Source organism: Flavobacterium sp. AC105, assembly GCF_979258495.1.
The window spans coordinates 4,125,846-4,151,564 of record NZ_OZ409860.1 but is presented as its reverse complement, the minus strand read 5'-3'; the positions used below and the strand labels follow the sequence as shown (position 1 = coordinate 4,151,564).

Genomic DNA, 25,719 nt, shown 5'->3' with positions numbered 1-25,719 from the left:
TATGAAAACAAAGAAGAAAATCATGATTTGCCTGTTGTGCTTTTTACTGATCAGCACACCGGCAAGACCGGCAACGGTTGCAGCAATACCGATTTTAGAAATTGTAAAAGCGGTTGCCAAAAAGGTAATTAAGGCTATTGACCTAAGGATCCAAAAACTGCAGAACAAAACGATCTGGCTGCAGAATGCGCAGAAAAAAATAGAAAATATCCTCTCCAAACTAAAGTTAGATGAGATTTCCGATTGGACTGAGAAACAAAAAGAACTCTATAAGAATTATTACGAGGAACTGGCAAAAGTTAAATCCATTATTACCTATTACCAGCGTATCAAAGACATCAGTGAAAAGCAGGTTCGTTTGGTAGATGAATACGAAAGAGCATGGAACCTGTTTCAAAAAGATGCTCATTTTAATTCCAGCGAACTCGATTATATGCAAAGTGTGTATTCCGGAATATTAAATGAAAGCCTGAAAAACATCGATCAGATTTTCCTTGTATTGGATTCTTTTACCACACAGATGAGTGATGCCAAAAGACTGGAGATTATAAATGCTGCTGCAGATCAGATTGATGCTAATTATGATGACCTGACGCTCTTCAACAGACAGAATATACTACTGAGCCTTCAAAGAGCCAAAACAGAGCATGATGTCAAATCCGTTAAACAATTTTACGGAATTCCGTAAACAAGTAATAAAATCATGAAAAAGATATTTTTACTAGTGCTTTTTACTGCACTGATCACAGGGAATCTTCATGCACAGGCAAAACAGCAAAGGATGCTTTTAGAGCAAATAGCAGCCCTGCAAGTCTATATCGGATATGCTCAAAAAGGCTATTCGGCAGTCAAAAAAGGACTCAATACCATAGGAGATTTCAAACGTGGAGAATTTAATCTTCATACCGATTACCTGAATTCCCTCAAGGTCGTCAATCCCAAAATAAAAAAGTATGCCAGGGTAACAGAAATTATTGGGCTCCAGACAAAAATCATGAAAAGCTACAAGAGCTTGCATCAGCAAATCCGGCAGGATGATTTGTTTCATGGAGATGAAGTCGATTATATCAAAAGGGTCTTTGAAAGGTTAATCAAAAATTGTGATACCAATCTGGATGAGCTTCTAACAATCGTTACGGACGGAAATTTAGAAATGAAAGATGATGAACGAATGAAACGCATTGATATGATTTACCAGAATATGCTGGATAACTACGCTTTTTCTGAGAGCTTCAGTAATGAAACTAAAATACTGGTTGTATCAAAAGCAACCGAATTGAAAGAAGCAAAAAACAGCCGTGTCGTAAACGGCATTAATACTGATTTGCCATGAAAAAATTACTGATTATAGGAATTGTGTTTATCGGATTGCTATTTCCGTCCCCGATAATAGCCCAAAAACAGGAAATCCAGCAATTGATTTTGAACATAGAGAAGTTGGCCCAGTTCAAACAGATTCTAAAGGATATGAAAAAGGGCTATGAAATACTAAGTGGAGGTTATAATACAGTAAAAGATTTGTCTGAAGGAAATTTCAACCTTCATGAAACATTTCTTGATGCGCTCATGCAGGTTAGCCCCACAGTTAAGAATTACAGGCGTATTGGTGACATTGTGAATTATCAAGTGCTCTTAGTAAAAGAATACAAGTCCGCTTTTAGCCGCTTTAGGGACAGTAAAAATTTTAATGCTGAAGAAATTGCCTATTTCGAAAGGGTATACAATAATCTTTTTAAGCAAAGTCTTAGAAATCTTGATGAACTGACCTCTGTGATTACCGCAAATAAAATGCGAATGTCTGATGATGAAAGGCTGGCCGCTATTGACAAAATATATGCAGATATGCAGGACAAACTTTTGTTCCTGAGAAACTTCAACAATAATACGACTGTACTGGCTTTACAGCGTGCAAAAGAGCATAATGATACGCAGGCAATGCGCAGTATTTATAAGTTAAATAACTAAATATCCACTGTTATGATAAAGATAAATAAGCAAATAATACTTGTTCTTCTTGCAATGATATTACCGTTTACGATCCAGGCACAAGGAATTGCAGACGACATGAACGGCCTGCATAGTGTACTGGAACAATTGTATGATGAAATGATGCCTTTATGCAGTAATCTGATTGGGGTTGGACAAGGACTTGCCGGTTTTGCAGCTATGTGGTATATCGCCTCAAGAGTCTGGAGACATATTGCCAGTGCTGAACCCATCGACTTCTATCCACTCTTTCGTCCCTTTGTTATTGGATTTTGTATTATGATTTTTCCCTCTGTCCTCTATATGATTAATGGTGTTATGAAACCTACCGTTACAGCAACTGCTGCAATGGTGGAAGGATCGAACAAAGCGATTGAAAGACTGCTTAAAGAAAAAGAAGAAGCACTCAAAGAAACAGATCCATGGAAAATGTATGTTGGTTCGACAGGAACTGGTGATCAGGATAAATGGTACCGCTATACTCATGATGATGCAGATCCAAGTGGGCAGGGGATGCTGGATGGTATTGGAAATGATATCAAATTTGCCATGAGCAAAGCCTCTTATAATTTTCGCAATTCAGTAAAGGAGTGGATGAGCGAGGTACTGCGTGTATTATTTGAAGCTGCTTCCCTGTGCATCGATACACTGCGGACTTTTCAATTGGTGGTACTTTCTATTTTAGGTCCAATTGTTTTTGGCATTTCGGTCTTCGATGGTTTTCAACACACCCTTACCGTCTGGCTCGCACGTTACATCAATATCTATCTGTGGCTTCCCGTGGCTAACATATTTGGAAGCATCATTGGAAAAATTCAGGAGAATATGCTCAAAATTGATATTGCACAAGCTGGAGAATATGGAGATACTTTCTTTAGCAGGACTGATGTTGCCTATTTGGTCTTTATGATTATTGGGATTATAGGCTATTTCACTGTCCCTTCTGTTGCCAATTACATTGTTCATGCCGGAGGTGGCGGTGCACTTGGACAAAAAGTAACCAGCATGTTTAGTAATTCTACAACTTCCGTTGTCAATACTACATCTCAAGGGACTACAATGGTAGCGGATGCAATGGGGAATGCTGCCGGTCGTATGTATCAAAGCATGTCAGATTCCGGAAATTCTGCGCCTTACTTCAAGGACAAGGACAATTATATGGCTGATAAATTAAAAGGTAAATCTTAACCCTAAATTCAAAGTTTATGTTTAGCAAAATGAAAAATATTGATACTGCCTTTCGGCATGTTCGCAGTTTTACCCTGCTGGTCATTATAGGATGTATTTTAATTAGCTGTTTTTCACTTTATAAGAGTTTTTCGCTGGTATCACAAATGCAAAATAAGGTATATATACTGGCTAACGGAAAAGCGCTCGAAGCCTATGCTTCGGATCGAAAAGATAACATTCCTGTAGAAGCGAGAGATCATGTAAAGACATTTCATAAGCTGTTTTTTACACTTGACCCGGATGATAAAGTCATTAAAAGCAATGTAACAAAGGCTCTTTATCTGGCGGATGACAGTGCCAAACGGGTCTATGACGATTTAATGGAAAACGGTTATTACTCCGGTATCATATCAGGGAATGTCAGCCAGACGATACAGATTGACAGTGTGACTATTGACCTTAACAACTATCCGTATGGATTCCGATGTTATGCTACTCAAAATATCATTCGTACTACCAGTATTGCGCATCGAAACCTTATTACGGAAGGCAACCTTCGTAACGTATCAAGAAGTGACAACAACCCTCATGGCTTTTTAATCGAGCGTTGGAATACTATTGAGAATCGGGACATAAGTACCGAAAACAGAAAACAATAAAGCTGCACATCATGAAATTCACTTCTAAACGAAATAGCAAAAAAAGCGATGCTCTTGCAACTGCTAAAAATAATCTATGGAAAAAGTTTGATCAGGCTAATCTGCGATTTCAGTATAAATGCGCCAATTGGCTGGAACGCAAAACAGCTCATTTTACACGCCATAACTGGATTGTGATTCTGTTGTGTTTTACAGTATTTACAACTGGCTGCAGTATATACCTGATCGTTAATAGTTTTTCAGGTAATAAAAATAGAAATATAACAGTAACCCCGATTACCAAACCAACCAATCTGATACCCACAAAAGAAAAGCCTCTTGAACTCAATACAATTATTAGCGAAACTGAATTTGAAAAAATTACAAGTTTCCGTCGGTATATGGATAGTCTGGAGCGCAGTCCGACAGGAAAAAAAACGCATGACAGCATTGTATTAAATCGTCCCGGACTTCTGGACAGTTTAACAATAATAGAAAATTATTATTACTCACATCTTAAAAATTAATATCATGGAACAAAACACAAAATCATTAAAGGCCTTAAAGCATCGTAAGATGCTCTTGGTACTGCCAATATTGGCGTTGCCATTTCTAACAGCCCTATTTTGGGCATTGGGCGGTGGAAAAATGGATGCTGCCAACTCAGCAGCACCACAGCAAAAAGGTTTTAATCTAAAACTTCCCAATGCGAACCTGAAAGAAGGACTTCCGCTCGATAAAATGAATTACTATGATCTGGCTGCACTTGATTCAGCAAAGCTTGATGAACTTATCAAAAAAGATCCCAACTATTTGAGCCAGTCTTTTCAGATTGATTCAACCGAAGACAGCAGTGCTGTTACTCAGAGAAAAGAGCGACATGGTTTAAATAAATCTGTTTATCGCGATCCAAACGAAGAAAAAGTACATCAAAAATTGGAAGCATTGCAAAAAGCAATAAATACACCAGTAGCAGTTCCGGAGCAAAATAAAGATTATGTAAAAATTGCAAAATCGAATGAAACCTCGCTGCATTCCAATGATGTGGACAGGCTCGAACAAATGATGCAATCCATGAATGAAGAGCAGGAAGGTCAGGATCCGGAACTGCAGCAGCTCGGTGGAATGCTGGAGAGTATTTTGGATATCCAACATCCAAACAGGGTACAGGAAAAATTGAAAAAAGCGTCCGAGGCTCAGCGTGGACAAGTCTTTACTATTTCAACCAAGGAGTATGAAGATCCTGTTTCTTCTTTACAAAACAAAACAATGAACAGTTCTGAGTATAAACAGAATGGTTTTTACCCTTTAGACGAACTAGAAAATGATGATTTAATGCAGAATGCCGTAGAAGCCATTATTCATGAAACACAAACTATTGTAAATGGAGCTACAGTTAAGTTCCGACTCATCAACGACATTTTCATAAATGGCATTAAAGTTCCAAAAGACAATTTTTTGTTTGGAACAGCTTCCTTAAAAGGAGAACGATTAACTATTAACATTACTAGTATCAGATACAACAACTCCTTATTTCCGGTGGATTTGTCTGTTTACGACATGGATGGACTTGTTGGTATATATATTCCGGGAGCCATTAATCGTGATGTCGCCAAAACATCCGCTGATCGCTCCATGCAAACTTTAGGAGTTGCATCACTAGACGATTCCTGGGGAGCTCAGGCAGCTGGAGCGGGAATTGAAGCGGCTAAAAGCCTGCTAAGTAAAAAAGTAAAACTAGTTAAAGTAGTTGTAAAAGCGGGATATAAAGTACTGCTGCGTGATGAAAAACAGAAACAAAATGATTCTAATTAAAAACTAAAAATGATACAGATGAAAAATTTTAAACTATTGGTGATGAGTTATTTATTATTTATGACCATCGGTGTATTAGCACAGCAATCAAGTAAAAACCATTTATCCAAAACGGAATCGGACTCTTTAATGATAGCCTATTCAAAAACGACCCATCTTGTATTTCCTTTTGCCATAAAAAGCGTCGATAAAGGAAGTCCCGATATACTGGTACAAAAAGCGAAAGGTCTTGAAAATATCCTTCAGGTTAAGGCGGCCCAAAAGGGATTTTTCCAGACCAACCTTACGGTGGTGACTGCAGATGGTAAACTCTATTCTTTTGTACTGGATTACAATGAAGAGTATCCACAGCTGAATCTTACATTGAATAAAACTAAGCCCGATGGACAGGAAATTTACTTTTCAGATGAAATTATTAATAATCAGGATATTGAGGAATATTCAAAGTTAGCCTTACACAACAAAAAGAAGCTCCGAGGTCAAAGGGCAAGTAAATACGATATTGATTTTAGGCTCAACGGAATTTTTATTCGTGACGAAGTAATGTATTACAGGATAAAAGTAACCAACAGTTCTAAAATCAATTATGAAATCGATCAGCTTCGTTTTTTTATTCGTGATACAAAAAAAGTAAAACGTACCGCTTCTCAGGAGATTGAAATTACGCCCATTTATATTCTGAATGATATTGATAAAATTGAAGCTGAAGCAGAAAACATATTTGTATTTGCGCTGCCAAAATTTACAATTCCGGAAAAAAAATATTTAGCCATACAGCTAATGGAGAAAAATGGCGGCAGACATCTAGAAGAACATGTCAAGAATACAAAACTGGTACAGGTTACTGTACTTCCAAAATTATAAACTATTTAATAATTAAAAAATTGAAATCATGAACGAGAAAAATTTTGAATACTTAAGAGATCAAATTAAGTATACCGGTTTCGGTGAAATGCTTGAATCTGAATTAAAAGAAAAAATGCAAAAGGAAGAACCTAATTTCACTTTGACGCATAATGCGCAATATGGTAATGATACTGCTACAGCTACATTAAATTTCAATAAGTCAAAAGAAAGTGACCTGTATTTCTTTAATTCTTATAAAGTGGAATTGCAAAAAGAGAATTCTAAAGAAAATTTGGAGCAAACCTTTTATATCAATAAAGGCAGCAACATAACCATGAAAGAAGCTTACAATCTTATGGAAGGCAGATCAGTAAATAAAGATCTTACCAATAAAGAGGGAGAAATTTACAATTCTTGGGTTCAAATCGATTTTAAGCAATCCGAATCTAATGGAAACTTTAAACTAAACCATTACCATCAGAATTACGGCTATGATTTAGAAGCAGCACTCTCCAAACATCCGATTAAAGAATTGGAAACCCCAAAATACAAAGAAGACTTAATCAATTCTTTGAAAAAGGGAAACCTGCAATCCGCTACTTTCCAAAAAGAAGGAAATGAGATTAAGCAATATATTGAAGCCAGCCCACAATTCAAGACAATTAATGTATATGACAGTAATTTGCAACGTATTGATAATCGTAAGTCTAAAGAAGAAAAGCAATCCGAAACTCAGCAAACTTCCGAAAAACAGGGCAGTAAAAAGCAAAACCAAACAGCCGATGATGATGGACCAGAAGTGCCAAAGGAAGCTAAGAAGAAAAAGAAAAGTCAATCCATGTAATCAATAATGATGAACGAACAACTTCCCATAAACAGAGTAGAGATGGAATTGAACCAGTGGCGCTCCAGGGAAGAGCGTTTTAGTAAACTGTTTAATTTTAGTCTTTCCAATAATAGGTCACTGATCAAAGAAAAGCTGCATCATTACGAGCGAATTGGAACAAAGTATAAGGGCAGTAAAAATATTGAGGAACGTTTTGCTTTGCAGATGCTCAAGCAGGAAAAGGACAAGATTCTAAAACAGCTTTATCCTAATTTATTGGTAAGACTCATTCGTAAACTAGTTGTCGCACCGCTTATAGATCAAATTGCAGTGCGTAAGGATGTAAAAGAAGAGCAGAAGAATAACCAAGCGCTGTGCGATCAAGTGCAGCGTATTGGTTTTAGAGATTTATCAAATCAAATTGATCAACAAATCAAACAAGGTCATGAGCAATTTACTATTCCGGTTTCCTATTACGTCAACGAAAAAGAACGACTGGATCATGAGTTGTCGTTTGTTAAAGACCAAAGCGGACAGTATCAATTTGAAGGTTATAAAGCTAGTCTGCATAATGAGTTAAAACCTGAAGAAAATAAAAGCCAGTATTTCAAATTACAGGAAAGGAACTCTGTTGACACAAAACAGGCTTATAATTTGTTAGCGGGTCGAGCAGTTCAAAAAGAAAAATCCTGGATACAGTTAGATCTTAATGACAAAGACGCAAGTGGAAATCATCGTATCAAAGAATTTCATTCCGGATACGGTTATGATCTTGATAAAACAGTACAGCAGCTTCCTTTAAAGGAATTATCAAATAAAAATGAAGCTGATAAATTAAAGGATGACTTAAAACAAGGAAATCGGCTGCCCGTAACCTTGCTTAAAAATGGAAATGAATATCGATTTTATATTGAAGCAAATCCTCAGTTTAAATCGGTAAACATTTATGATGAGCATTCGAGAAAAATTACCCTCCCTACGGCATTGGGTAATAAAACAATGGAAACTGTAAAACAAATACAAAAAACGAATGAGAGCCAGCAGGTGAACCATTCGAAAAGGAATAGTATGCGTATAAGCTGACAAACTAAAATATAATGAAAACACTAAAACCTTTATCGGATTTCTTTAAGGCAATAGAAAAAGATTATCGTATTAGCGTTACGCATATTGGTATATATGCTGCATTGCTTCAATTTAGGACGGAAAAGGGTTTTGTAAATCCTATTAAGGTCTATAGATCTGAAATCATGAAGTTAGCGAAGATCACGGGGCCTGTAACCTACCATAAATGCATTCGTGAGCTAAATGAGTATGGCTACATTAGTTATCTGCCTAAGCGGAATAGAAACCAAAGGAGTACGATTTATTTCAATTCTTAGTGACCTTGATATAGAAGTAAAATTGCAAAAAAAAGTTTATGTTATGAAGAAGTTTGCTTTTGAAGAACTTCCCGATGCGGTTTCAAAATTGTATGAGAGGATGCAAGAAATAGAAAGGTTTTTAGAAAAAAATAAACCTAACCTTAGTAAAAGGAATTCGTCACTTAATGCCTTAGCGCAAGAGAAGTGCAGTTCTAATTTCAACAAGAGCGATTTGGCACAACTTTTTTATATTCTTATGGATGAGAAAATTTTATTTTTTGATGATAGAAATCAAAAGTGCAATAGAAGCAAAATTCAGTTTTTTATAGAAAATAATTTTACATATATAGGAGATTCAGGACTTCAAACAAACATAGATACAATAAGTAAACAGTTTTCTGAGTCAAAAGGATTTACCTATAAAGACAAGCAAATAAGATTTCTTGAGAATATTATTGTTATACTTGAAAAACGGAGAGAAAAATTAATTTGCTGGTAATCTGTATCATTTAAAATGCAATACTAAAAATTAACTATTATGTCTAAAGAAGGTAATAAAACAAAAATGTCCTATATAGTAGCAATCAAACAATTGCTAGATCCTTTATATGCCAGACTGGAAAAAATAGATTCAAAAATAAAAGGAAACAATACAAAAGACAGTTTACGATATTATAGAAATGAAGATTTAAAGAAAATATTTGGGCTTTCAAATAATACAATCATTAAATACCGTCAAACGGGTATACTTCCTTATACTAAATTAGGTGATATATACTTATATGAATCAAGCAAAATAGAAAAAATACTTAGCGAAAACGAGCCGTGATCATTATTGATTGTACATCTGCAAACAAAATAATATACTATTTCAACACAAAGGCAAAAGAATTCACAATTGAATCCTTTTGCCTTTTTTAATAGTAGTCAATGTTTAACTGACTAATTGTTCAAGTGTACTTTTGTTTTAATTTTGACATATCTTCCATGATATTTATATCCAGTACCTTAGCATAATGCTGGGTCTGTTTAATATTAGTATGTCCCATCATTGCCGAAACATTCTCTATTCTTACTCCATTTCCTAAAGTTACTGTTGTTGCAAATGTATGTCTTGCAACATACCAAGTGAGGTGCTTATCAATACCACACAAATCAGCAATTTCCTTAAGATAGGCGTTCATTTTTTGATTTGATAATTTTGGGATCAGTCCAATTTGCATGTTCCTGTATTTATTAATAATCACCAAGGTGGGAGGAAGGATAGGGACATTTGCTCTAATTGCTGTTTTGGCTCTATTGGTCATGATCCAAAGATTATCATTCCCATCCGAAGATATGTTATTGAAGGTAAGGTTAGCGGCATCTACAGGTGCATAACCGGTGTAACAGCTAAAAAGAAAGACATCTTTAACCTTTTCGAGGCGCTTAACTGAAAATTTTTTGTTTTCAATTAAGTTTAATTCTTCCTGAGTAAGAAATATAGCATCAGTGACATGTAGTTTGCCATCATAAACACTAAAAGGGTCTTTCTCTATTATTCCCATTCTGATGCTGTATTTACATGCTGTTTTGTACATCCGCATGTATTTGACTACTGAGTTATTTTGAATGCCTGTTTTGCCTTTAAAGCTGCTGTCATATTTAAGAAAAGCCTCAAGATTGTAAACATAGGCACTGTTCACTTCAGGCAAAGAAATATCGTGTATTCCATACTGCTTTGTCATAAATGTGATAAGCAAATCTTTTGCACGTTCATATTTTTGGTGGGACGCCTTTGATCGCTCTCCGGCATCGACCTTTCTTTTAAAGAACTCATTATGCCTGTTCATAATTCCGATTAGGCTCACACCATCTTCTTTTACGGCTGTTTCTCCTTTAAATTCATCTTTGAGTAATTGTAATGAAAAATCGGGATCGATTTTAAGAAGTTCATTGAACTTCTTCTCCATACCAAGAAGAAAAAGATCCAGGGCATTCTTGATTACCTTTTCTTTTTCAAGCTTGAGAACACTTCTTAGGTTGTCGGTAAACTGCCATCTCTCTTTTAAGATCGATTTACCCACGGCCATGGTTATGGATTGTTTCTTGTACGAAATACGGGCATAAATTGGAGATTCTCCACTTTTGTTGAATTTACCTGCTTTGAGATAAAAAATTACTTTTAACATAACTCACAATTTTAAATTAATAATCAAATTGATTTAAAATCGCTGAAAGTTTATAGTGTTTTCAAGGAATTCCCGGGCAATTCACTTTTTTTAGTGACCCTTTTTTTGCTTTTTTTTGCGAAAAAAAATAGGGGTCACTCATAGGGTCACCGTACTTTGATAATATATGTGTTTTTTGACAACTTACAAAAAACAAAAAACCCTTTAAATACTAGTATTTAAAGGGTTTTGACTTTTAAAGTTTCTTTTGAAACTTCTACTGGCGGAGAAAGAGGGATTCGAACCCCCGGACCTGTTACAGTCAACAGTTTTCAAGACTGCCGCATTCGACCGCTCTGCCATTTCTCCAGTATGTTGCGATCATTTGCTGATTGCGAGTGCAAATATAAGACGCTTTTTCGGTTCTCAAAACTTTTTTTAAGCTTTTTTACTGATTATTTTAAATTAATTTTCAAGTGCTTCATAATCAGTAATTACTAAAAGAACATTTTTACGTTAAATTACGATCTTAGTCTAAAATCGGTACTGGTTTTTTATTTTCATCGACTGCAACAAACGAAAAAGTTCCTGAAACTACCGTTTCACGAAGCTCTGAATACATTTGTTCCATGAAGATATCAACATGAATTTTGCAGCTTGTTCTTCCAACGCTAATCACTTTTGCCACTAATTCGATTAAAGTTCCGGCTGGAATTGCTTTTTTAAAATCAATTTGACCAGTCGAAATTGTTACAACCTTTTTTCGGCTAAATCTCGTTGCACAAATAAAAGCAACTTCATCCATAAGATGAAGCGCAGTTCCTCCAAATAAAGTATCGTAATGATTTGTTGTACTCGGAAAAACGGCTTTAAAAATATGTGTTTCTGATTTTATAATTCTTTCTTCTAATGTACCCATAAATTAGTAGCTTACGTATTCAGTAATCTCAAGTCCGTATCCAATCATACCAACACGTTTTGTTTGCTCGGTATTCGATACTAATCTAATTTTAGAGATATCAATATCGTGTAAAATTTGAGCTCCAATTCCGTAATCTTTGCTGTCAATGACCACTTTTGGTGCTTTCATTGTACCTTCTGCCTGTAACGTTTTAAGTTCAGAGATACGGCTTAATAAATTTACGGCCTGCATATCCTGATTGATAAAAACAACTGCCCCTTTTCCGTTTTCATTAATAACTTTAAACATGCCGTCTAATTGCTGTTCAGCATTGTTGGTTAAAGTTCCTAATAAATCATTATTTACCTGCGAAGAGTGGATTCTGGTTAAGATTGGTTCTCCAAGATTCCAGGTTCCTTTTGTTAAAGCAATATGAATTTGTTTGTTGGTCGTTTGTTCGTAAGCTCTTAATCTAAAAGTTCCAAAACGGGTTTCAATATCAAAATCTTCCTTTTTAACGATTAAACTGTCGTGTTGCATTCTGTAAGCAACTAAATCTTCAATCGAAACTAATTTTAAATTAAATTTCTGAGCCACTTTTACCAATTCCGGTAAACGGGACATAGTTCCGTCTTCATTTAAAATTTCACAAATAACACCAGCTGATTTAAATCCTGCCAATCTTGCAAAATCGATAGCAGCTTCTGTGTGACCGGTTCTTCTTAAAACACCGCCTTGTTTTGCTACTAACGGAAAAATATGTCCGGGTCTTGCTAGTTCATGTGGTTTAACATTAGAATCTGTTAATGCTAATACGGTTTTAGATCTGTCTGCTGCGGAGATTCCTGTAGTTACTCCGTGTCCTTTTAAATCTACAGAAACCGTAAATGCAGTTTCCATATGGTCTGTATTGTTTGTAACCATTGGTCTTAAGTCCAATTCCTTACAACGGCTTTCTGTTAGTGGAGCACAAATTAATCCGCGTCCGTGCGTAGCCATAAAATTGATCATTTCAGGTGTTACTTTTTCGGCTGCAGCCAAAAAATCACCTTCATTTTCGCGATCTTCATCATCGACTACAATGATAACTTTACCTTGACGAATATCTTCTATAGCTTCTTCAATGGTATTCAATTGTATTTTTGTTGTTGACATAATTATTGTGGATTTTGAGCAGGAAAAAATCGCTCGGAAATTTTCTGAAATAGTTGTGATATTGGAGTAGTAATGGCGTCAAAGTTTATTAATCCGTTATCGTTTGTTGCACGATACGTCAATAAAACAGCCAATGGCAATAATATAAAGGACGACATCCATGATCCCATAAATGGAGTCATTCCGCCTTCTTGTGAAAGTCTTTTTCCAAAAGTATTAATAAAGTGGAAAGTAATAAAAATTAAAACCGCAAATACAATAGGCAGTCCCAATCCTCCTTTTCGAATAATAGCGCCTAATGGAGCGCCAATAAAAAACATTAAGAAACAAGCAAAAGCAATTACGAATTTCTCGTATAAAGCGCTTAAGTGTTTGTTAATTTCTCTCTGTTTGTCTTTTAAATCTTTTTGAGTAGATTCGATAGAGTAGACGTTGCTGGTAACATTGCTGCTTGCCATTTTTAGAATTCCTGACTTTTCCTGATTCTTAAATAAAGATAAAAGATCATTAGGTAATGGCTTTTTCTTTTTAGGATCGCTTTTTATTGGTATAGGAGATTTTCTGAGCCCAACGCGTTGGTTTATATTTTCTGAAAAAGAAACAATTTCATTGTTCAGGTTTTTATTTAACGAGTCTAAAGTATAACGCAATTCGTTAACGTTAAGCATGGCGTTTGTACCGTTTATGCTTTCTTTATCGTCATCGGTTTTGTTTAATTCGGATAAGTCTATATTGATGATTTGCTTTTTGAATTTTCCTTTTATAAACGGAAGTTTCGCACGATCTTCATATTTTTTTGGTGTAACATCCTGATAGTAATAACCATCATTTAAAACCAGCTTTAAAATACTTGATTTTTCGTTACTGATTAACTTTCCGTTTTTAGCTTTGATTACAGTTTTGTTTTCGCCCATATTATTGGGTTTCTCATGAATTGTAACTCCGGTTAATATATTTCCGTTTTCACCTGATTTTTTGATTACTTTAATGTTATAGAGGCCTACATCATTAAACTGACCTTCGGCAATTGCCATGGCAGGTTTAGCCTGAGCGATACTTTTTCGGAAATTAACAAATTTATATTCAGCGTACGGAATCACATTATTAGCAAACCAAAACGCCACAATACTCAAAACAAAAATAAATACAATTAAAACCCGCATCGCTCTTTGCAGCGATATTCCGGATGATTTCATAGCCGCAAATTCATAATTCTCAGCTAAGTTTCCAAAAGTCATAATTGAAGCCAATAAAACCGATAATGGCAAAACCAACGGAATTATTCGGGGCATTGAGAATAAAAGGAATTTTACAACCAAGATCAAATCCAGGTCTTTACCTGCAAGTTCAGAAATAAACAGCCAGACAGTTTGAAGTATGAATATAAAAAAAAGGATTACAAATACCGTAGTAAATGTAATCAGGAATGTTTTTAGTAAGTATTTGTCTAAAATTTTCAACCTTGTAATTTAATCTAATTTATTGATGTAGTACTTTGGATATTTACTCGCTACAAAGGTAAATTGATTTTTTGACAAAGGCTGATTGGTTTTAAAAGAATTAACGGTTAAAGTGGTTTTTGTTCCATTTTTTCCAGTTTCAATCAAATTATAGATGTGTTTAGTCTGAACATCAATACCTAAAAGAATCTCTTTTCTTTGGTCTTTTGTATTTGTTGGTGCTAATTTAATGTATTGAATTTTTCTTCCTTTCACATTTTGCACAATATCCATGTTGTATTTGTAGCCTGAATTAAAGAAAGTAAGCATTTTTGATGGCGTAATAGCAGTATCATCTTTCTCATTTACTTTAGAAACAGTAACTTCTTCGTCCTCAGGAACAATAGTATAGGTTTTTTGACCATCGAATATTTTAGTAACACCCATAAAATTCAATACATATTGATTGCCTTTCATGGTTACATTTCCTTTACTGTCCTGATTAATGTTTTCTTTCGCATTATTCAAAGAATATTTAAAGTCAATAACGATGTTGTCGTAGCTTTTTATTTTTGCAGTTACTTCGTTCAATAAATCTTTGGCTTTTTTATCCTGAGCCTGAATAGAAGTGAAGCTCAAAAGCAATAAAATTGCCATTTGAAAACACTTTTTAGTCATGTTTGTGATAGAATTGTTTCTGATTTCCTGAATTTTTGTTTTCATGATGGGATTAATTTTGTTCATTGTTAAAAAATTGATCAAGAGCACTTAAATCAGATATGTTAACACTTCTTGCTTTACTGCCTTCAAATGGTCCAACAATTCCTGCTGCTTCCAGCTGATCGATCAAACGACCGGCTCTGTTGTAGCCCAATTTTAGTTTTCTTTGCAATAATGAAGCTGAACCTTGTTGCGCATTGACAATAATCTCTGCAGCTTCTCTAAATAAAGTATCTCTTTCGGAAATATCCATATCAAGATTAATGCCAGTTTCTTCTCCAACGAACTCAGGAAGCAAATAAGCCGTAGCATATGCTTTCTGTGAACCAATAAAATCAGTGATTTTTTCGACTTCAGGAGTATCAATAAAGGCACATTGTACACGAACGACATCATTTCCGTTGGTATATAATAAATCTCCACGACCAATTAACTGATCGGCACCTTGTGTGTCAAGAATAGTTCTCGAGTCAATTTTCGATGTTACTCTAAATGCAATCCTTGCAGGGAAATTCGCTTTAATCAAACCGGTAATTACGTTTACCGATGGTCTTTGTGTTGCAATAATCAAGTGAATACCAATAGCACGGGCTAACTGAGCCAAACGCGCAATCGGAATTTCGACTTCTTTTCCGGCAGTCATAATCAAATCGGCAAACTCATCGACAACCAATATAATATAAGGTAGAAAACGATGTCCCGCTTCCGGATTTAATTTTCTGGCTTTAAATTTATCGTTATATTCTTTGATATTACGCACCATTGCATCTTTCAACAATGAATAACGATTATCCATTTCGACACAAAGTGAGTTTAAAGTATTCACTACTTTTGCATTGTCTGTAATAATCGCATCTCCTGCATCCGGAAGTTTGGCTAAATAATGTCTTTCAATTTTATTGAATAATGTAAGCTCTACTTTTTTCGGGTCAACCAAAACAAATTTTACTTCCGCAGGATGTTTTTTGTATAAAAGAGACGTTAAAACAGCGTTTAAACCAACAGATTTTCCTTGTCCTGTAGCTCCCGCCATCAATAAGTGAGGCATTTTGGCTAAATCGACAACAAAAGTTTCGTTCGAAATGGTTTTTCCTAACGCAATTGGCAATTCCATTTCAGCTTCCTGAAACTTCGCAGAACCAATAACACTTTTCATAGAAACCATCGTAGGATTCTTGTTTGGAACCTCGATACCAATTGTTCCTTTTCCGGGAATTGGCGCAATAATACGAATTCCTAATGCAGATAAAGACAAAGCAATATCATCTTCTAAACTCTTAATTTTAGAAATTCTGATTCCCGCTTCCGGTACAATTTCGTATAAAGTTACAGATGGACCAACGGTTGCTTTTATCTGGGCAATTTCAATTTTGTAGTTACGAAGTGTATCTACAATCTTGTTTTTATTTTCTTCTAATTCTTCCTGATTAATCGTAATTCCGCCAGTCGAATATTCTTTTAATAAATCGATTGTTGGAAATTTATAATTGGATAAATCCAAAGTAGGATCAAATAATCCGAAATCAGCCACTAAACGAGAAGCCAGATTTTCTTCGATAATATCTTCTTCTTCGGCTTTTTCAATAACAAATTCTTCTGTATGAACCTGAGGCTGCGATACAGGATTTACATTCATTTGAACTGGTTTTAAAATCGGATTCAAATCAATTTCAGATGAATTTGAAATGGTTGGTTTTAAAGCTTCTTTGTTGATTTCGAATTGCGTATCTTCTGTTTTTAAATGAATATTATCCAATTCAGGATCTTCATCTTCTTCAATAGCAAATTCTTCAAGATTATAAGCGCTTTCAGGCTGCTGAGGCGTTTTTAAAGAACCTAATTCCGACTTGAATTCTTTTTTAGTCGAATCAAAATAAGACTGAATTTTCTCCGGAGATAATTTGATTTTGAAAATTAAATACACAATTAATCCAAAAAGCAGCGTCAATAAAGTTCCTGTTTTTCCAATATAATCCTGCAGGAATAAATTCAGTTCATAACCAATAGTTCCGCCTAATTCAGGTGCTGAAGTGGCGAAAAATCCAAATAGAACAGAAACAATAATAATGGCAAATAAATCCCAAAACCAGATGTTTTTTAGTTTTTTCAGTGATAATTCCAAAGCTAAAAACATTCCCGTAAGGAAAAATAAACGAACTAATATAAAAGAAGCAATTCCGAAACCTCTGTATACAATTAAATCAGCAAGATAAGCCCCGAATTTTCCGAGCCAGTTTTGCACTTCTTCCGTACGATCACCAAGCTGGCTGACTGCGCTTTGGTCTAACTGCCATTGTCCGTTTACATAAAAAGAAATAAATGCAACTAATAATGCAATAGAAAATAGTACCAAAAGGCATCCTAAAACAAAACGTTGTTGTTTATTAGGTCTCCAAGATTTTAAGCTCTCAGCTTTTGGTTCGTTTTTTTTGTTTACAGTTTCTTTTTTGGTTGTTTTTGCCATTCTTGCGTTTCCTATTGCCTATATAAATTTGGGTATATAAATAATCAAGCCTATTGCTATTGCCGTCATTGCAGCAAAAAATACTGCTCCTGCAGCAATATCTTTGATAAATCCGATTCGTTTGCTGTAATCAGGATGAATAAAATCAGCTATTTTTTCAACAGCAGTATTTAATCCTTCAATAGCTAAAACTAAACCAATTGCTAAGGTTTGACAAAGCCATTCAGTTTGTGAAATATGAAAATAGAACCCGGCAATAGTCATCAAAATTCCCAATGAAAATTGAACCATAATGCTGTGTTCTGTTTTTATCAATTTTACAGCTCCATTAAAAGCATAAGTCATGCTTTTTAATCGGCCTGTAACAAAAGTATTATCTTTTTGAAATTCCATTTATAGTATTATAGTGCTGCTAAAGCTGCTTCGTAATTTGGTTCGTTTGCAATTTCAGCAACTTGTTCCGTATGTGTAATTTTTCCGTTAGCATCAACTACAATAATTGCTCTTGAATGCAAACCTGCCAAAGGCCCGTCAACGATTTCTAAACCATTTGTTTTACCAAAATCACCAGCTTGAAAATCAGATAAGTTAACTACATTTTCTAAACCTTCGGCTCCACAAAAACGTTTTTGAGCAAATGGTAAATCTCTTGAAATACATAAAACAGTAGTATTTTCAAGATTGCTTGCACTTTCGTTGAATTTTCTAACAGAAGTTGCACAAGTTCCCGTATCAATACTTGGAAAAATATTTAAAACTAATTTTTTACCGGCAAAGTTGCTTAATGAAGCTACTGATAAATCGTTTTGTACTAATTTGAAATCAGCAAGTTGAGATCCAACTGCTGGTAATTCTCCCGAAGTATGAATAGGATTTCCTCCTAATGTTATTGAAGCCATGATTTTTGTTTAAATTAATGAGGTTCAAAAGTAAGGATTAAAATTTGAATCTAAAAGTATTTGTTACGGGTTGTGATCAGAATTAGGTGAGTTTTAAGACAAGCTGAAATTCGGAATTTTATACGTAAGAATTTAGAAACACACAGTTAAGCTGAAACAATTTGGTTATAATTTGAAGGAATTCAGGTTTGTATATTGTAAGTGGTAATACCTGATTTTTTTAATCCTGTTTTTAATCAGATTAAAATAGATATTTTTGTTGAAAATCCACACTTAATATGCCTGACTATAAAAAAGTAGTTTCATTATTTATTGTTATACTGTTTTCTTTTTTGGCTTGTAACGAAAAAAAAGAATCGACAATTGTTTACAAAAAAGCAGCTCCGGAAAAACTAGATGCTACTTGTACCTGGTTGAGAAAAGGAGATAATTTTTTTAAAAAAGATTATATGCCGGTTTTCTACAAGTATTATAATGAAAAAATAAAAGAACAAGATTATAGTAAGGCAGCTAAAGCGCTAGAAGTGGTGGCCTGGAATACGGCTAGTTTTGCATCTTTTGACCAGCGTTTTTTTCAGACTGTAACTAATTTTTCAGAGAACTATAAAAATGAAATTCCTGAAAAGGATGCCCTTTTTATAAACATGTATTTTGGGGATTTTTATACGGACAAAGGAAATTTAAAAAAAGCAATTGAGTGTTATAGCAAAAACACAACAGTTGATGTTGTTGATTATCAATCTTGTTTTTTTAAAGCCGACAGTTATCGCACTATTGCTTGGTGCAATACTAATTTGGGAAACCTGAATCTGGCATTGGAAAACGAATTGTTGGCATTAAAATATTTCAAAAAAACAGATAATATCTCGAATATAGGTTCTGTTTATTCCGGAACAGCAGTAATATATCAATCTTCAAAAGAGTATGATAAAGCTGAAGATTACCTGAATATGGCCATTTCTAATTTCTCTAAAGACAGAAAAAATAATATCGAGAATATTTTTATCGTTTTATATAATAAAATTAATTTATACGATCGAAGTATGAATTATACGAAGATGAATCCCTTAGTAGATTCGGTTTATTTTGCTTATAAAAAAAGTAAGGTAAATGATCCTTCCATTAAAATTTCAATTAATACATATTACGTACACAGAATATTAGATCAGGGAAAAGTAGCTGAAGCCAAAATAATTCTGGACAGTTTAGAACCTGAAGTATTGGCTTTGAATTCTAAGGTTTCGACTCAGGAATATACAGTGGCATTAGCTTCAGTAGAATCTAAACAAAAAAAAGGAATCCGAAACACCAAACTTATTCTGGATGCTATTCAGCAACTTAAGGCTGATCAAAATTATACGCGGGTAAGAGATTTATATGCTGTACTATATAATAACGCTATGGATAAAAATGATTATGAAACATCAATGCTTTATAAGGATAGTATGTATGTTGCAACAGATAGTTTAGGTACCCAGGAAATGGCTCACAAGGTTGCAGAACTGGACAAAAAATACCAAACAAGGGCAAAAGAACAGGAAATAGCACTGCAGAAAAAAACTATAACAAATAACAACAATATAATCGCATTATTGGTTTTTGGCCTAATTGGTTTATTACTAATTATAATTGTTTATATCATCTGGCAAAAACAGAAAAAATTACAACTCGAAAAACAAAATTCGCAGGAATATACCAAACAATTACTCGAAAAAACCGAAGAAGAACGCAGGCGTATTGCCAGTGATTTGCATGATAGTGTAAGCCATGAATTATTGAGTCTGAAAAAATCATTTGAAGAAAAATCTGAAATCACAGATTCAAAAATCGACAGTATTATAAACGACATCAGGATTATAAGCCGAAATCTTCATCCGGTAATGTTTGATAAAATAGGCTTAAAAGCAAGTGTCGAACAATTGGTAGAAAGAGCACAATTGGTTAATAATTTTTTGGTCACATCAGATATTGATTATAAGGAATCGCTTTCTACTTCTGATGAACTTCAGTTATATCGCATCATACAAGAAGCTTTGTCTAATATTATTAAATATGCAAATGCAGTTGCGGCCAAAATTTCAATTTCGGAAAATAATGCATGTATAGTAATAGAAATAAAAGATAACGGAATTGGTTTTAATGTAAATGAAACCCTGAACAGTAAAAAATCTTTTGGACTTCATAATATCATTGAGCGTAGCCGGGCTATTGGCGGAGAAGCCAAAATAATATCGGATAAAAAAGGGACTATTATAAGCATTGAAATCAAAAAAACAAGATGAGAATATTAATTGCAGATGATCATCCTTTTACACTTCAGGGAACTAAGTTTTTTGTAGAATCTTTTGGACATAAGGTTATTGATACGTGTTCAAACGGTATTTCGGCCTTAAATTTAATAACGCTGCATCAGCCTGATGTGGCTATTTTAGATATTAATATGCCCGGATTGGACGGATTGGACGTTTCTAAAAAAATTCAGGAAAGCAGGATGAATACAAAAGTTATTTTGCTGACCATGCACAAAGAAAATACGCTTTATAAAAAAGCCAGCGAATACGGAATTTACGGGTATATACTAAAAGAACATGCACAAATAGAATTGCAAAAATGTTTAGAAGAAATCCAGAAAGGAAATCGTTATGTAAGTACTAATCTGGAAGAAAATTTAATAGTAGATACTTTAAATAGCAATGACAAACTACAAAAGCTGACATTGTCCGAAAGGAAAATTATTGAACTTATTGCCCAAAATAAAACCAGTAAACAAATCGCCGAATTGTTGTTTTTATCTGAAAGAACTGTTGAAGGTCATCGTGCCAATATTATAGAAAAACTGGAATTGACAAAAGAGAAAAACACGTTACTTAAATGGGCACTTCGGAATATTGGGTAAACTAATTTCGTTGCTATTTATTATGGCGTTTCCCTTCGGGTCGGGCTGTACGCTAAATCTTTTGTGATAGCAGTTTTCGATATAAATAAGAAGTTTAAGTAATCACAAAAGGATACCGCTTCCATCCCTAACGCAGTTTCAGGTAAAAACACAATTGAGATTTTAAATAAAAGGTATAAATATTGCCAACGGTTTCAACCGTTGAACGCAACACATTTGGGCAGTTATAATCATAAAAAAAAGCGTTTCTTTGGAATAGAAACGCTTTCTTCAGTCATGTTTTTTTGTTTTTTCTTTGAAAAAGAGGTCGATTTATTTATCGATAGAACCTAAAACACGTTTCATAAACGCATTCAAAGCTTCTTTTTTATCAGTGCCCTGAACTACCATTTTGTGTACTTCAAGCGCGCCATACATATTTGAAATTAATTCGCCAATTACATCTAATTCTTCATCTTTTAGAGACGGAATTTCAGTCATTGCTTCCAAAACTTCAATCGTTTCAATGATATAATCCTGATCGTTTTCTTCGATAAATTGGGTCAATTGCTTTATTACGGGTAATTTCATATTCTAGATTTCTTAGATTTTTAGACTTCTTAGACTTGCTTAGATTTTTGGACTTCGCTTGATTTTGAAACTTAGATTGAAAGAATCTAAGTAGTCTAAAAATCTAAGCAAGTCTAACAAATCTAAGATTAAGCGATTGCGTTTACCAGGTCGATTAAAACTTCTTGTTTGTTGGTTTGAGTTTCACCAACTAATTTTCCGTTTACGAAAGTAGCAAAAGTAGGCAAGTTGCTTACATTGGCTAATTTTCTTGATTCCGGAGAATTTTCAGCATCAACCAAAACAAAAGTGATAGCTTCATTTTCTGTTGCTAATTTTTTGAATTTTGGTTTCATAATACGGCAATTTCCACACCATGAAGCTGAATATTGTACTACTACTTTTTCGTTTTTAGCAACTAAATCTGCTAATGTATCTTCGTTTAAGTCGATTAACATACCTTTTTTTAAGTTTCTAAGTCGCTAAGATTCTAAGAGGCTAAGTTTTTTGCTCTTAGAATCTTGTGACTTGTTATTAGATGTAATTTATTAAAATTCTGTTGTCTAGTTTTAAATCTTAGAGACTTAGCAACTTAGAATCTCAGAATCTTTGAGAATTAATTTGCGCTCAAATATTCAGCGGTACTAATTCTGTCAGCAGACATAGCTTCTTTTCCAGCTTCCCAGTTTGCAGGACAAACTTCTCCTTTTTCCTGAATGTGAGTATAAGCATCAACCATACGTAAATATTCGTTTACGTTACGGCCTAATGGCATATCGTTAACACTTTCGTGGAAGATTTTTCCAGTTTCGTCAATAAGGTAAGTAGCTCTGTAAGTTACATTTGAACCTTCGATGATAACTGAATCAGTTTCTTCGCTGTATTCTGTAGACTCAATATCAAGAATACCTAAAATGTTAGATAAGTTACGGTTTGTATCCGCTAAAATTGGGTAAGTTACACCTTCAATTCCACCGTTGTTTTTTGGAGTGTTTAACCAAGCAAAGTGTACTTCGTTTGTATCACATGAAGCTCCGATTACGATAGTATTTCTTTTTTCAAATTCTGGTAATGCAGCTTGAAAGGCGTGTAATTCAGTTGGACATACAAAAGTGAAATCTTTTGGGTACCAAAACAATAATACTTTTTTGTTGTTATTTACTGCTTCTTCAAAAATGTTGATTTTTAAGTTATCACCCATTTCTGAGATAGCATCTACTGCAATACTTGGGAATTTTTTTCCTACTAAAGACATATTTTTCGTTTTACGTTAAAAATTTATTTCTGGTGCAAAAGTAGTCTATAAGTAAGGTTTCTTACAATAAGAAGTGATTATTAAAATTTATAAGTTGATCAATTTTAACTATGTGTTGTTTTAAGTTATTGAAGGTCAATATTTACCGGTAAAGTCCCGTTGCAAGAAATATTTTCTAAAAGTTGAATTCCTGCATTTTTTTGAAATTCTTCAAAATCCTGATATACTTCAATAAGTCCGGAAGCCTTTTTTAGATTCGGAATAAGTGGTAAAACATACGGATTTCCGAAAACATAAACGATGCATTTTTTAGTTTGTAATACATTTGAAAGCAAAGCGAAAACTTCATCATCAATTTCGAAATTATTCAAAGGTTTTGCCTTCGGAACAAATAATGAAATGATTATGGTTTCGAAATTTTCCAATTCTTTTTCTATCGATTTGATATCAGAAACTTCTATGTTTTCAAAAGCAAATTCAGGAGAAGTAAGTTTTGAATTTAAAGTTTTAAAAAACGTATTTTCAACTCCTTTATACAAACTCAATTTGGCTAATTGATTGTTTTTTTGAGATTCAAAAGCCAATTCAGTATTCGAATTGTCAATGATTTTTGTAATGGAGTCTTGAGCAATTTCAAAGTTTAATTCAGAAGCTTTTTCGAAGTTTAATAATCCCGAAGTAAAAGTGTTTTCGGATAAAATATCCACTTTTTCTTTGGCTTTCATGATTCTGTTGAAGCTTTGTTCAATACGTTCCGGAGAAGCATTTTTCAGGATTGCCTCAATTCCTTCCGGAACATTTTCGGCAAAGCACAAAATATCATTTCCGGCGTTAAAAGCTTCCCATTCCAGTTCGCCTTTAATATCATATAATTTAGAAACGCTGTGCATGTTTAAAGCATCAGAAATGACCAAACCATCATAGCCCAATTTCTCACGTAAAAGCGTTTCAATAATAGGTTTCGATAAAGTAGCCGAAGTATTCTTTCCGTCATTCAGACTCGGAACAGCCAAATGTCCAATCATAATCGAATCGACATTATTTTCGATTCCTTTGATGAACGGATATAATTCGTTTTCCAGTAATTCTTCAAGCGTTTCATTTAAAACCGGTAATCCCAAATGCGAATCTACATTGGTATTTCCGTGTCCGGGAAAGTGTTTCAGACAGCCAAGAATCCCAACTTCCGACATTCCTTTAAGATATTCTACGCCAAAATCAGCGACTTTTTCTTTGTTTTCACCAAAAGAACGATAGCCAATAACCGGATTATTCGGGTTATTATTAATATCTGCCAAAGGCGATAAATTATAATGAATTCCGGCTGATTTCAGGTCTAAACCTATTTGTTTTCCCACTTCATAAACCAAATTAGCTTTACTTTCCGGTAAAGCGCCAAGCGTAATCGCATACGGATATTGCGGTGTTTTTTCGATACGCATCGCTAAACCCCATTCAGCATCAATACTGATTAAAAGTGGAGTAGAAGCGGCCTTTTGGTAGCGAACAATAAGCTCTTTTATTTTTTGGTAACTATCATCGTTAAAAACGACTTTTTTCTTGCTTTCATAATTCGTTGCAGCGCTCGCACGACTGTGAAAAAAAGTCAATCCGCCAATATTGTGTTCCTTTATTACACGTTCGGTTTCCTGAATATTTTCTTCGGTATCGTTTATGAATACAGCGGGAAAAAAGAATTGTCCCACTTTTTGTTTTAATGCTTGAGCTGTCATTTTCATTATTATAAAGTCTTTTTCATGCAAACACTATTATCCATTTTTTCATAAGGCGGATAATTCGGAATTATGGTATAACCTAGTTTTTGGTATAAATTAATCGCTTCCGGCTGGTTTTTCCCGGTTTCCAGAATAGTATAAGTGTAATGTACCTCTTTTGCCCAAATTTCTAATTCAGCCAAAACCTGAGATGCAATTCCTTTTTTTCGGAAATCAGGATGTACAAACATACGTTTGATTTCGACCTTGTCACTTTCCTTTTCCCTAAAAGCGCCACAACCTACGGCAGTATCATTTTCATAAAAAACGACAACATGTTTTATCTTATCGGTTTTATTATATTGATTGTAAAAGGCGTGATCTTCTCCGTCTCTAATGGCTAAATCCTGGTCTAATAAAACCACGAGATTTATAAAATCAATATCATCAGAGTTTGTTCTTTTCAAGGTAATCATGATTAAATAAAAGTTTAGTATTTATGTCAAAACAAGCTTAATTTTTTAAAAAAAAACTTTACGCTCTCACTAAATGACGAAGGCTATTATTTTGATATTTTACTTTAGTTTTGCTTTTTTTTGTTTGGCTAATTGTTTCTTTGTTTCAATTGCTTTTTCGAGTCGGTTTTTAAAACGGAAGAGTTTGGGTAAACCTTCAATTCTGTCTTCGATTGTAATTTCTTCATAAACGATAATCGCTTTTTCTAAAACCCGAATTTCGTTATCGATATCATTTTGGTTTTTGTAGATGGTTGCCAATCGATCATAAGGATGGTTTCCTTTAAAGCTTTCCGCAACATTTTCCTCATATAACTCAATTGCTTTTTCAAATTCTCCTGTTTTCTCGAACTCAGATCCTTTTAAGTTGCGTTCGGACTGCAAATTTTCATTGATTTCCATATAAGATGTTTGAT

General features: G+C 34.3%; 29 protein-coding genes and 1 tRNA gene. 15 read left to right on the top strand and 15 right to left on the bottom strand.

Going from position 1 to position 25,719, the window contains the following annotated elements; translation table 11 throughout:
- Window position 1 precedes the first annotated feature (1 nt).
- From ACZ0AH_RS17150 to ACZ0AH_RS17090, 13 genes are read left to right on the top strand one after another with little or no spacing between them, the layout of a single operon-like run.
- Window positions 2-688, top strand: coding sequence for a conjugal transfer protein TraI (locus tag ACZ0AH_RS17150; RefSeq protein ID WP_065450750.1), 687 nt, complete (start codon window positions 2-4; stop codon window positions 686-688).
- A 15-nt stretch (window positions 689-703) separates the two neighbouring features.
- The gene (locus ACZ0AH_RS17145; protein WP_463477008.1) at window positions 704-1,333 is read left to right on the top strand and encodes a hypothetical protein; all 630 of its coding nucleotides are present in this window, start codon (window positions 704-706) and stop codon (window positions 1,331-1,333) included.
- On the top strand, window positions 1,330-1,965 hold the full coding sequence (locus ACZ0AH_RS17140; protein ID WP_463477007.1) for a TerB family tellurite resistance protein: 636 nt from the start codon (window positions 1,330-1,332) through the stop codon (window positions 1,963-1,965). Before ACZ0AH_RS17145 ends, ACZ0AH_RS17140 begins: the two co-directional genes overlap by 4 nt.
- A 12-nt stretch (window positions 1,966-1,977) precedes the next feature.
- On the top strand, window positions 1,978-3,174 hold the full coding sequence (gene traJ / locus ACZ0AH_RS17135; RefSeq protein WP_463477006.1) for a conjugative transposon protein TraJ: 1,197 nt from the start codon (window positions 1,978-1,980) through the stop codon (window positions 3,172-3,174).
- Between the two features lie 17 nt (window positions 3,175-3,191).
- Window positions 3,192-3,815, top strand: coding sequence for a conjugative transposon protein TraK (traK, locus tag ACZ0AH_RS17130; protein WP_463477005.1), 624 nt, complete (start codon window positions 3,192-3,194; stop codon window positions 3,813-3,815).
- Window positions 3,816-3,826: 11 nt separating this feature from the next.
- Window positions 3,827-4,321, top strand: a complete 495-nt coding sequence (locus ACZ0AH_RS17125; protein WP_463477004.1) for a hypothetical protein — start codon at window positions 3,827-3,829, stop codon at window positions 4,319-4,321.
- Window positions 4,322-4,370: 49 nt separating this feature from the next.
- On the top strand, window positions 4,371-5,609 hold the full coding sequence (gene traM, locus ACZ0AH_RS17120) for a conjugative transposon protein TraM (RefSeq protein ID WP_463477003.1): 1,239 nt from the start codon (window positions 4,371-4,373) through the stop codon (window positions 5,607-5,609).
- Window positions 5,610-5,627: 18 nt separating this feature from the next.
- Window positions 5,628-6,473, top strand: coding sequence for a conjugative transposon protein TraN (gene traN / locus ACZ0AH_RS17115; protein WP_463477002.1), 846 nt, complete (start codon window positions 5,628-5,630; stop codon window positions 6,471-6,473).
- A 28-nt stretch (window positions 6,474-6,501) separates the two neighbouring features.
- Window positions 6,502-7,299, top strand: coding sequence for a hypothetical protein (locus tag ACZ0AH_RS17110; protein WP_463477001.1), 798 nt, complete (start codon window positions 6,502-6,504; stop codon window positions 7,297-7,299).
- A 6-nt stretch (window positions 7,300-7,305) separates the two neighbouring features.
- Window positions 7,306-8,364: a hypothetical protein gene (locus ACZ0AH_RS17105; protein ID WP_463477000.1), complete on the top strand. Its 1,059-nt coding sequence runs from the start codon at window positions 7,306-7,308 to the stop codon at window positions 8,362-8,364.
- Window positions 8,365-8,378: 14 nt separating this feature from the next.
- On the top strand, window positions 8,379-8,663 hold the full coding sequence (locus tag ACZ0AH_RS17100) for a hypothetical protein (protein ID WP_463476999.1): 285 nt from the start codon (window positions 8,379-8,381) through the stop codon (window positions 8,661-8,663).
- Complete coding sequence (locus ACZ0AH_RS17095) at window positions 8,596-9,144, top strand: hypothetical protein (protein ID WP_463476998.1); 549 nt, start codon at window positions 8,596-8,598, stop codon at window positions 9,142-9,144. Before ACZ0AH_RS17100 ends, ACZ0AH_RS17095 begins: the two co-directional genes overlap by 68 nt.
- Window positions 9,145-9,183: 39 nt before the next feature.
- Window positions 9,184-9,474, top strand: a complete 291-nt coding sequence (locus ACZ0AH_RS17090) for a helix-turn-helix domain-containing protein (protein WP_315246572.1) — start codon at window positions 9,184-9,186, stop codon at window positions 9,472-9,474.
- 121 nt (window positions 9,475-9,595) lie between these two features.
- On the opposite strand, the gene ACZ0AH_RS17085 is transcribed toward ACZ0AH_RS17090, so the two are convergent.
- From ACZ0AH_RS17085 to tpx, 9 genes are all read right to left on the bottom strand, one after another.
- Window positions 9,596-10,816 (bottom strand): site-specific integrase, encoded by a 1,221-nt coding sequence (locus tag ACZ0AH_RS17085; RefSeq protein WP_463476997.1) that lies wholly within the window; start codon window positions 10,814-10,816, stop codon window positions 9,596-9,598.
- A 260-nt stretch (window positions 10,817-11,076) separates the two neighbouring features.
- Window positions 11,077-11,164: transfer RNA gene (locus ACZ0AH_RS17080), tRNA-Ser, on the bottom strand.
- A gap of 160 nt (window positions 11,165-11,324) precedes the next feature.
- Window positions 11,325-11,714 carry an acyl-CoA thioesterase gene (locus ACZ0AH_RS17075; protein WP_056188847.1) on the bottom strand — a complete coding sequence of 130 codons (390 nt, stop codon included), beginning with the start codon at window positions 11,712-11,714 and terminating at the stop codon, window positions 11,325-11,327.
- A 3-nt stretch (window positions 11,715-11,717) separates the two neighbouring features.
- The gene (gene ribB / locus ACZ0AH_RS17070) at window positions 11,718-12,851 is read right to left on the bottom strand and encodes a 3,4-dihydroxy-2-butanone-4-phosphate synthase (RefSeq protein ID WP_463476996.1); all 1,134 of its coding nucleotides are present in this window, start codon (window positions 12,849-12,851) and stop codon (window positions 11,718-11,720) included.
- 2 nt (window positions 12,852-12,853) lie between these two features.
- Window positions 12,854-14,311 (bottom strand): LptF/LptG family permease, encoded by a 1,458-nt coding sequence (locus tag ACZ0AH_RS17065; protein WP_463476995.1) that lies wholly within the window; start codon window positions 14,309-14,311, stop codon window positions 12,854-12,856.
- Window positions 14,312-14,320: 9 nt separating this feature from the next.
- Complete coding sequence (gene lolA1, locus ACZ0AH_RS17060; RefSeq protein WP_463478116.1) at window positions 14,321-14,947, bottom strand: outer membrane lipoprotein periplasmic chaperone LolA1; 627 nt, start codon at window positions 14,945-14,947, stop codon at window positions 14,321-14,323.
- A gap of 73 nt (window positions 14,948-15,020) precedes the next feature.
- Entirely contained in the window at window positions 15,021-17,474 is a 2,454-nt protein-coding gene (locus tag ACZ0AH_RS17055; RefSeq protein ID WP_463476994.1) for a DNA translocase FtsK, read from the bottom strand.
- An 18-nt stretch (window positions 17,475-17,492) separates the two neighbouring features.
- On the bottom strand, window positions 17,493-17,867 hold the full coding sequence (locus ACZ0AH_RS17050; protein ID WP_463476993.1) for a diacylglycerol kinase family protein: 375 nt from the start codon (window positions 17,865-17,867) through the stop codon (window positions 17,493-17,495).
- Window positions 17,868-17,875: 8 nt separating this feature from the next.
- On the bottom strand, window positions 17,876-18,373 hold the full coding sequence (tpx, locus tag ACZ0AH_RS17045) for a thiol peroxidase (protein WP_463476992.1): 498 nt from the start codon (window positions 18,371-18,373) through the stop codon (window positions 17,876-17,878).
- 278 nt (window positions 18,374-18,651) lie between these two features.
- Here tpx and ACZ0AH_RS17040 point away from each other — a divergent pair, with 278 nt between their 5' ends.
- Both ACZ0AH_RS17040 and ACZ0AH_RS17035 read left to right on the top strand, forming a co-directional pair.
- On the top strand, window positions 18,652-20,655 hold the full coding sequence (locus ACZ0AH_RS17040; protein ID WP_463476991.1) for a sensor histidine kinase: 2,004 nt from the start codon (window positions 18,652-18,654) through the stop codon (window positions 20,653-20,655).
- Complete coding sequence (locus ACZ0AH_RS17035) at window positions 20,652-21,269, top strand: response regulator (protein WP_463476990.1); 618 nt, start codon at window positions 20,652-20,654, stop codon at window positions 21,267-21,269. The genes ACZ0AH_RS17040 and ACZ0AH_RS17035 overlap by 4 nt, the downstream gene beginning before the upstream one ends.
- Window positions 21,270-21,581: 312 nt before the next feature.
- On the opposite strand, the gene ACZ0AH_RS17030 is transcribed toward ACZ0AH_RS17035, so the two are convergent.
- The 6 genes from ACZ0AH_RS17030 to ACZ0AH_RS17005 all read right to left on the bottom strand — a co-directional run bounded on the left by ACZ0AH_RS17030 (window position 21,582) and on the right by ACZ0AH_RS17005 (window position 25,705).
- Window positions 21,582-21,839, bottom strand: a complete 258-nt coding sequence (locus tag ACZ0AH_RS17030) for a DUF6952 family protein (RefSeq protein ID WP_017495510.1) — start codon at window positions 21,837-21,839, stop codon at window positions 21,582-21,584.
- Window positions 21,840-21,967: 128 nt separating this feature from the next.
- The gene (locus tag ACZ0AH_RS17025; protein ID WP_041519142.1) at window positions 21,968-22,276 is read right to left on the bottom strand and encodes a thioredoxin family protein; all 309 of its coding nucleotides are present in this window, start codon (window positions 22,274-22,276) and stop codon (window positions 21,968-21,970) included.
- A gap of 158 nt (window positions 22,277-22,434) precedes the next feature.
- Entirely contained in the window at window positions 22,435-23,073 is a 639-nt protein-coding gene (locus ACZ0AH_RS17020) for a peroxiredoxin (protein WP_264536663.1), read from the bottom strand.
- Window positions 23,074-23,198: 125 nt separating this feature from the next.
- Window positions 23,199-24,806: a glycoside hydrolase family 3 protein gene (locus ACZ0AH_RS17015; protein ID WP_463476989.1), complete on the bottom strand. Its 1,608-nt coding sequence runs from the start codon at window positions 24,804-24,806 to the stop codon at window positions 23,199-23,201.
- 8 nt (window positions 24,807-24,814) lie between these two features.
- The gene (locus ACZ0AH_RS17010) at window positions 24,815-25,264 is read right to left on the bottom strand and encodes a GNAT family N-acetyltransferase (RefSeq protein WP_463476988.1); all 450 of its coding nucleotides are present in this window, start codon (window positions 25,262-25,264) and stop codon (window positions 24,815-24,817) included.
- A gap of 99 nt (window positions 25,265-25,363) precedes the next feature.
- Window positions 25,364-25,705 (bottom strand): hypothetical protein, encoded by a 342-nt coding sequence (locus ACZ0AH_RS17005; protein ID WP_463476987.1) that lies wholly within the window; start codon window positions 25,703-25,705, stop codon window positions 25,364-25,366.
- Window positions 25,706-25,719 lie beyond the last annotated feature (14 nt).

Coding starts and splice junctions, on each gene's coding strand:
- ACZ0AH_RS17095 (WP_463476998.1), top strand. CDS start 8,596: ATGGCTACATTAGTTATCTGCCTAAGCGGAATAGAAACCAAAGGAGTA.
- ribB (WP_463476996.1), bottom strand. CDS start 12,851: ATGTCAACAACAAAAATACAATTGAATACCATTGAAGAAGCTATAGAA.
- ACZ0AH_RS17090 (WP_315246572.1), top strand. CDS start 9,184: ATGTCTAAAGAAGGTAATAAAACAAAAATGTCCTATATAGTAGCAATC.
- ACZ0AH_RS17140 (WP_463477007.1), top strand. CDS start 1,330: ATGAAAAAATTACTGATTATAGGAATTGTGTTTATCGGATTGCTATTT.
- ACZ0AH_RS17085 (WP_463476997.1), bottom strand. CDS start 10,816: ATGTTAAAAGTAATTTTTTATCTCAAAGCAGGTAAATTCAACAAAAGT.
- traM (WP_463477003.1), top strand. CDS start 4,371: ATGCTCTTGGTACTGCCAATATTGGCGTTGCCATTTCTAACAGCCCTA.
- ACZ0AH_RS17035 (WP_463476990.1), top strand. CDS start 20,652: ATGAGAATATTAATTGCAGATGATCATCCTTTTACACTTCAGGGAACT.
- ACZ0AH_RS17150 (WP_065450750.1), top strand. CDS start 2: ATGAAAACAAAGAAGAAAATCATGATTTGCCTGTTGTGCTTTTTACTG.
- ACZ0AH_RS17040 (WP_463476991.1), top strand. CDS start 18,652: ATGCCTGACTATAAAAAAGTAGTTTCATTATTTATTGTTATACTGTTT.
- ACZ0AH_RS17020 (WP_264536663.1), bottom strand. CDS start 23,073: ATGTCTTTAGTAGGAAAAAAATTCCCAAGTATTGCAGTAGATGCTATC.
- traN (WP_463477002.1), top strand. CDS start 5,628: ATGAAAAATTTTAAACTATTGGTGATGAGTTATTTATTATTTATGACC.
- traJ (WP_463477006.1), top strand. CDS start 1,978: ATGATAAAGATAAATAAGCAAATAATACTTGTTCTTCTTGCAATGATA.
- traK (WP_463477005.1), top strand. CDS start 3,192: ATGTTTAGCAAAATGAAAAATATTGATACTGCCTTTCGGCATGTTCGC.
- ACZ0AH_RS17075 (WP_056188847.1), bottom strand. CDS start 11,714: ATGGGTACATTAGAAGAAAGAATTATAAAATCAGAAACACATATTTTT.
- ACZ0AH_RS17125 (WP_463477004.1), top strand. CDS start 3,827: ATGAAATTCACTTCTAAACGAAATAGCAAAAAAAGCGATGCTCTTGCA.
- ACZ0AH_RS17030 (WP_017495510.1), bottom strand. CDS start 21,839: ATGAAATTACCCGTAATAAAGCAATTGACCCAATTTATCGAAGAAAAC.
- ACZ0AH_RS17055 (WP_463476994.1), bottom strand. CDS start 17,474: ATGGCAAAAACAACCAAAAAAGAAACTGTAAACAAAAAAAACGAACCA.
- ACZ0AH_RS17025 (WP_041519142.1), bottom strand. CDS start 22,276: ATGTTAATCGACTTAAACGAAGATACATTAGCAGATTTAGTTGCTAAA.
- ACZ0AH_RS17100 (WP_463476999.1), top strand. CDS start 8,379: ATGAAAACACTAAAACCTTTATCGGATTTCTTTAAGGCAATAGAAAAA.
- ACZ0AH_RS17145 (WP_463477008.1), top strand. CDS start 704: ATGAAAAAGATATTTTTACTAGTGCTTTTTACTGCACTGATCACAGGG.
- ACZ0AH_RS17015 (WP_463476989.1), bottom strand. CDS start 24,806: ATGACAGCTCAAGCATTAAAACAAAAAGTGGGACAATTCTTTTTTCCC.
- tpx (WP_463476992.1), bottom strand. CDS start 18,373: ATGGCTTCAATAACATTAGGAGGAAATCCTATTCATACTTCGGGAGAA.
- ACZ0AH_RS17110 (WP_463477001.1), top strand. CDS start 6,502: ATGAACGAGAAAAATTTTGAATACTTAAGAGATCAAATTAAGTATACC.
- ACZ0AH_RS17010 (WP_463476988.1), bottom strand. CDS start 25,264: ATGATTACCTTGAAAAGAACAAACTCTGATGATATTGATTTTATAAAT.
- ACZ0AH_RS17050 (WP_463476993.1), bottom strand. CDS start 17,867: ATGGAATTTCAAAAAGATAATACTTTTGTTACAGGCCGATTAAAAAGC.
- lolA1 (WP_463478116.1), bottom strand. CDS start 14,947: ATGGCAATTTTATTGCTTTTGAGCTTCACTTCTATTCAGGCTCAGGAT.
- ACZ0AH_RS17105 (WP_463477000.1), top strand. CDS start 7,306: ATGATGAACGAACAACTTCCCATAAACAGAGTAGAGATGGAATTGAAC.
- ACZ0AH_RS17005 (WP_463476987.1), bottom strand. CDS start 25,705: ATGGAAATCAATGAAAATTTGCAGTCCGAACGCAACTTAAAAGGATCT.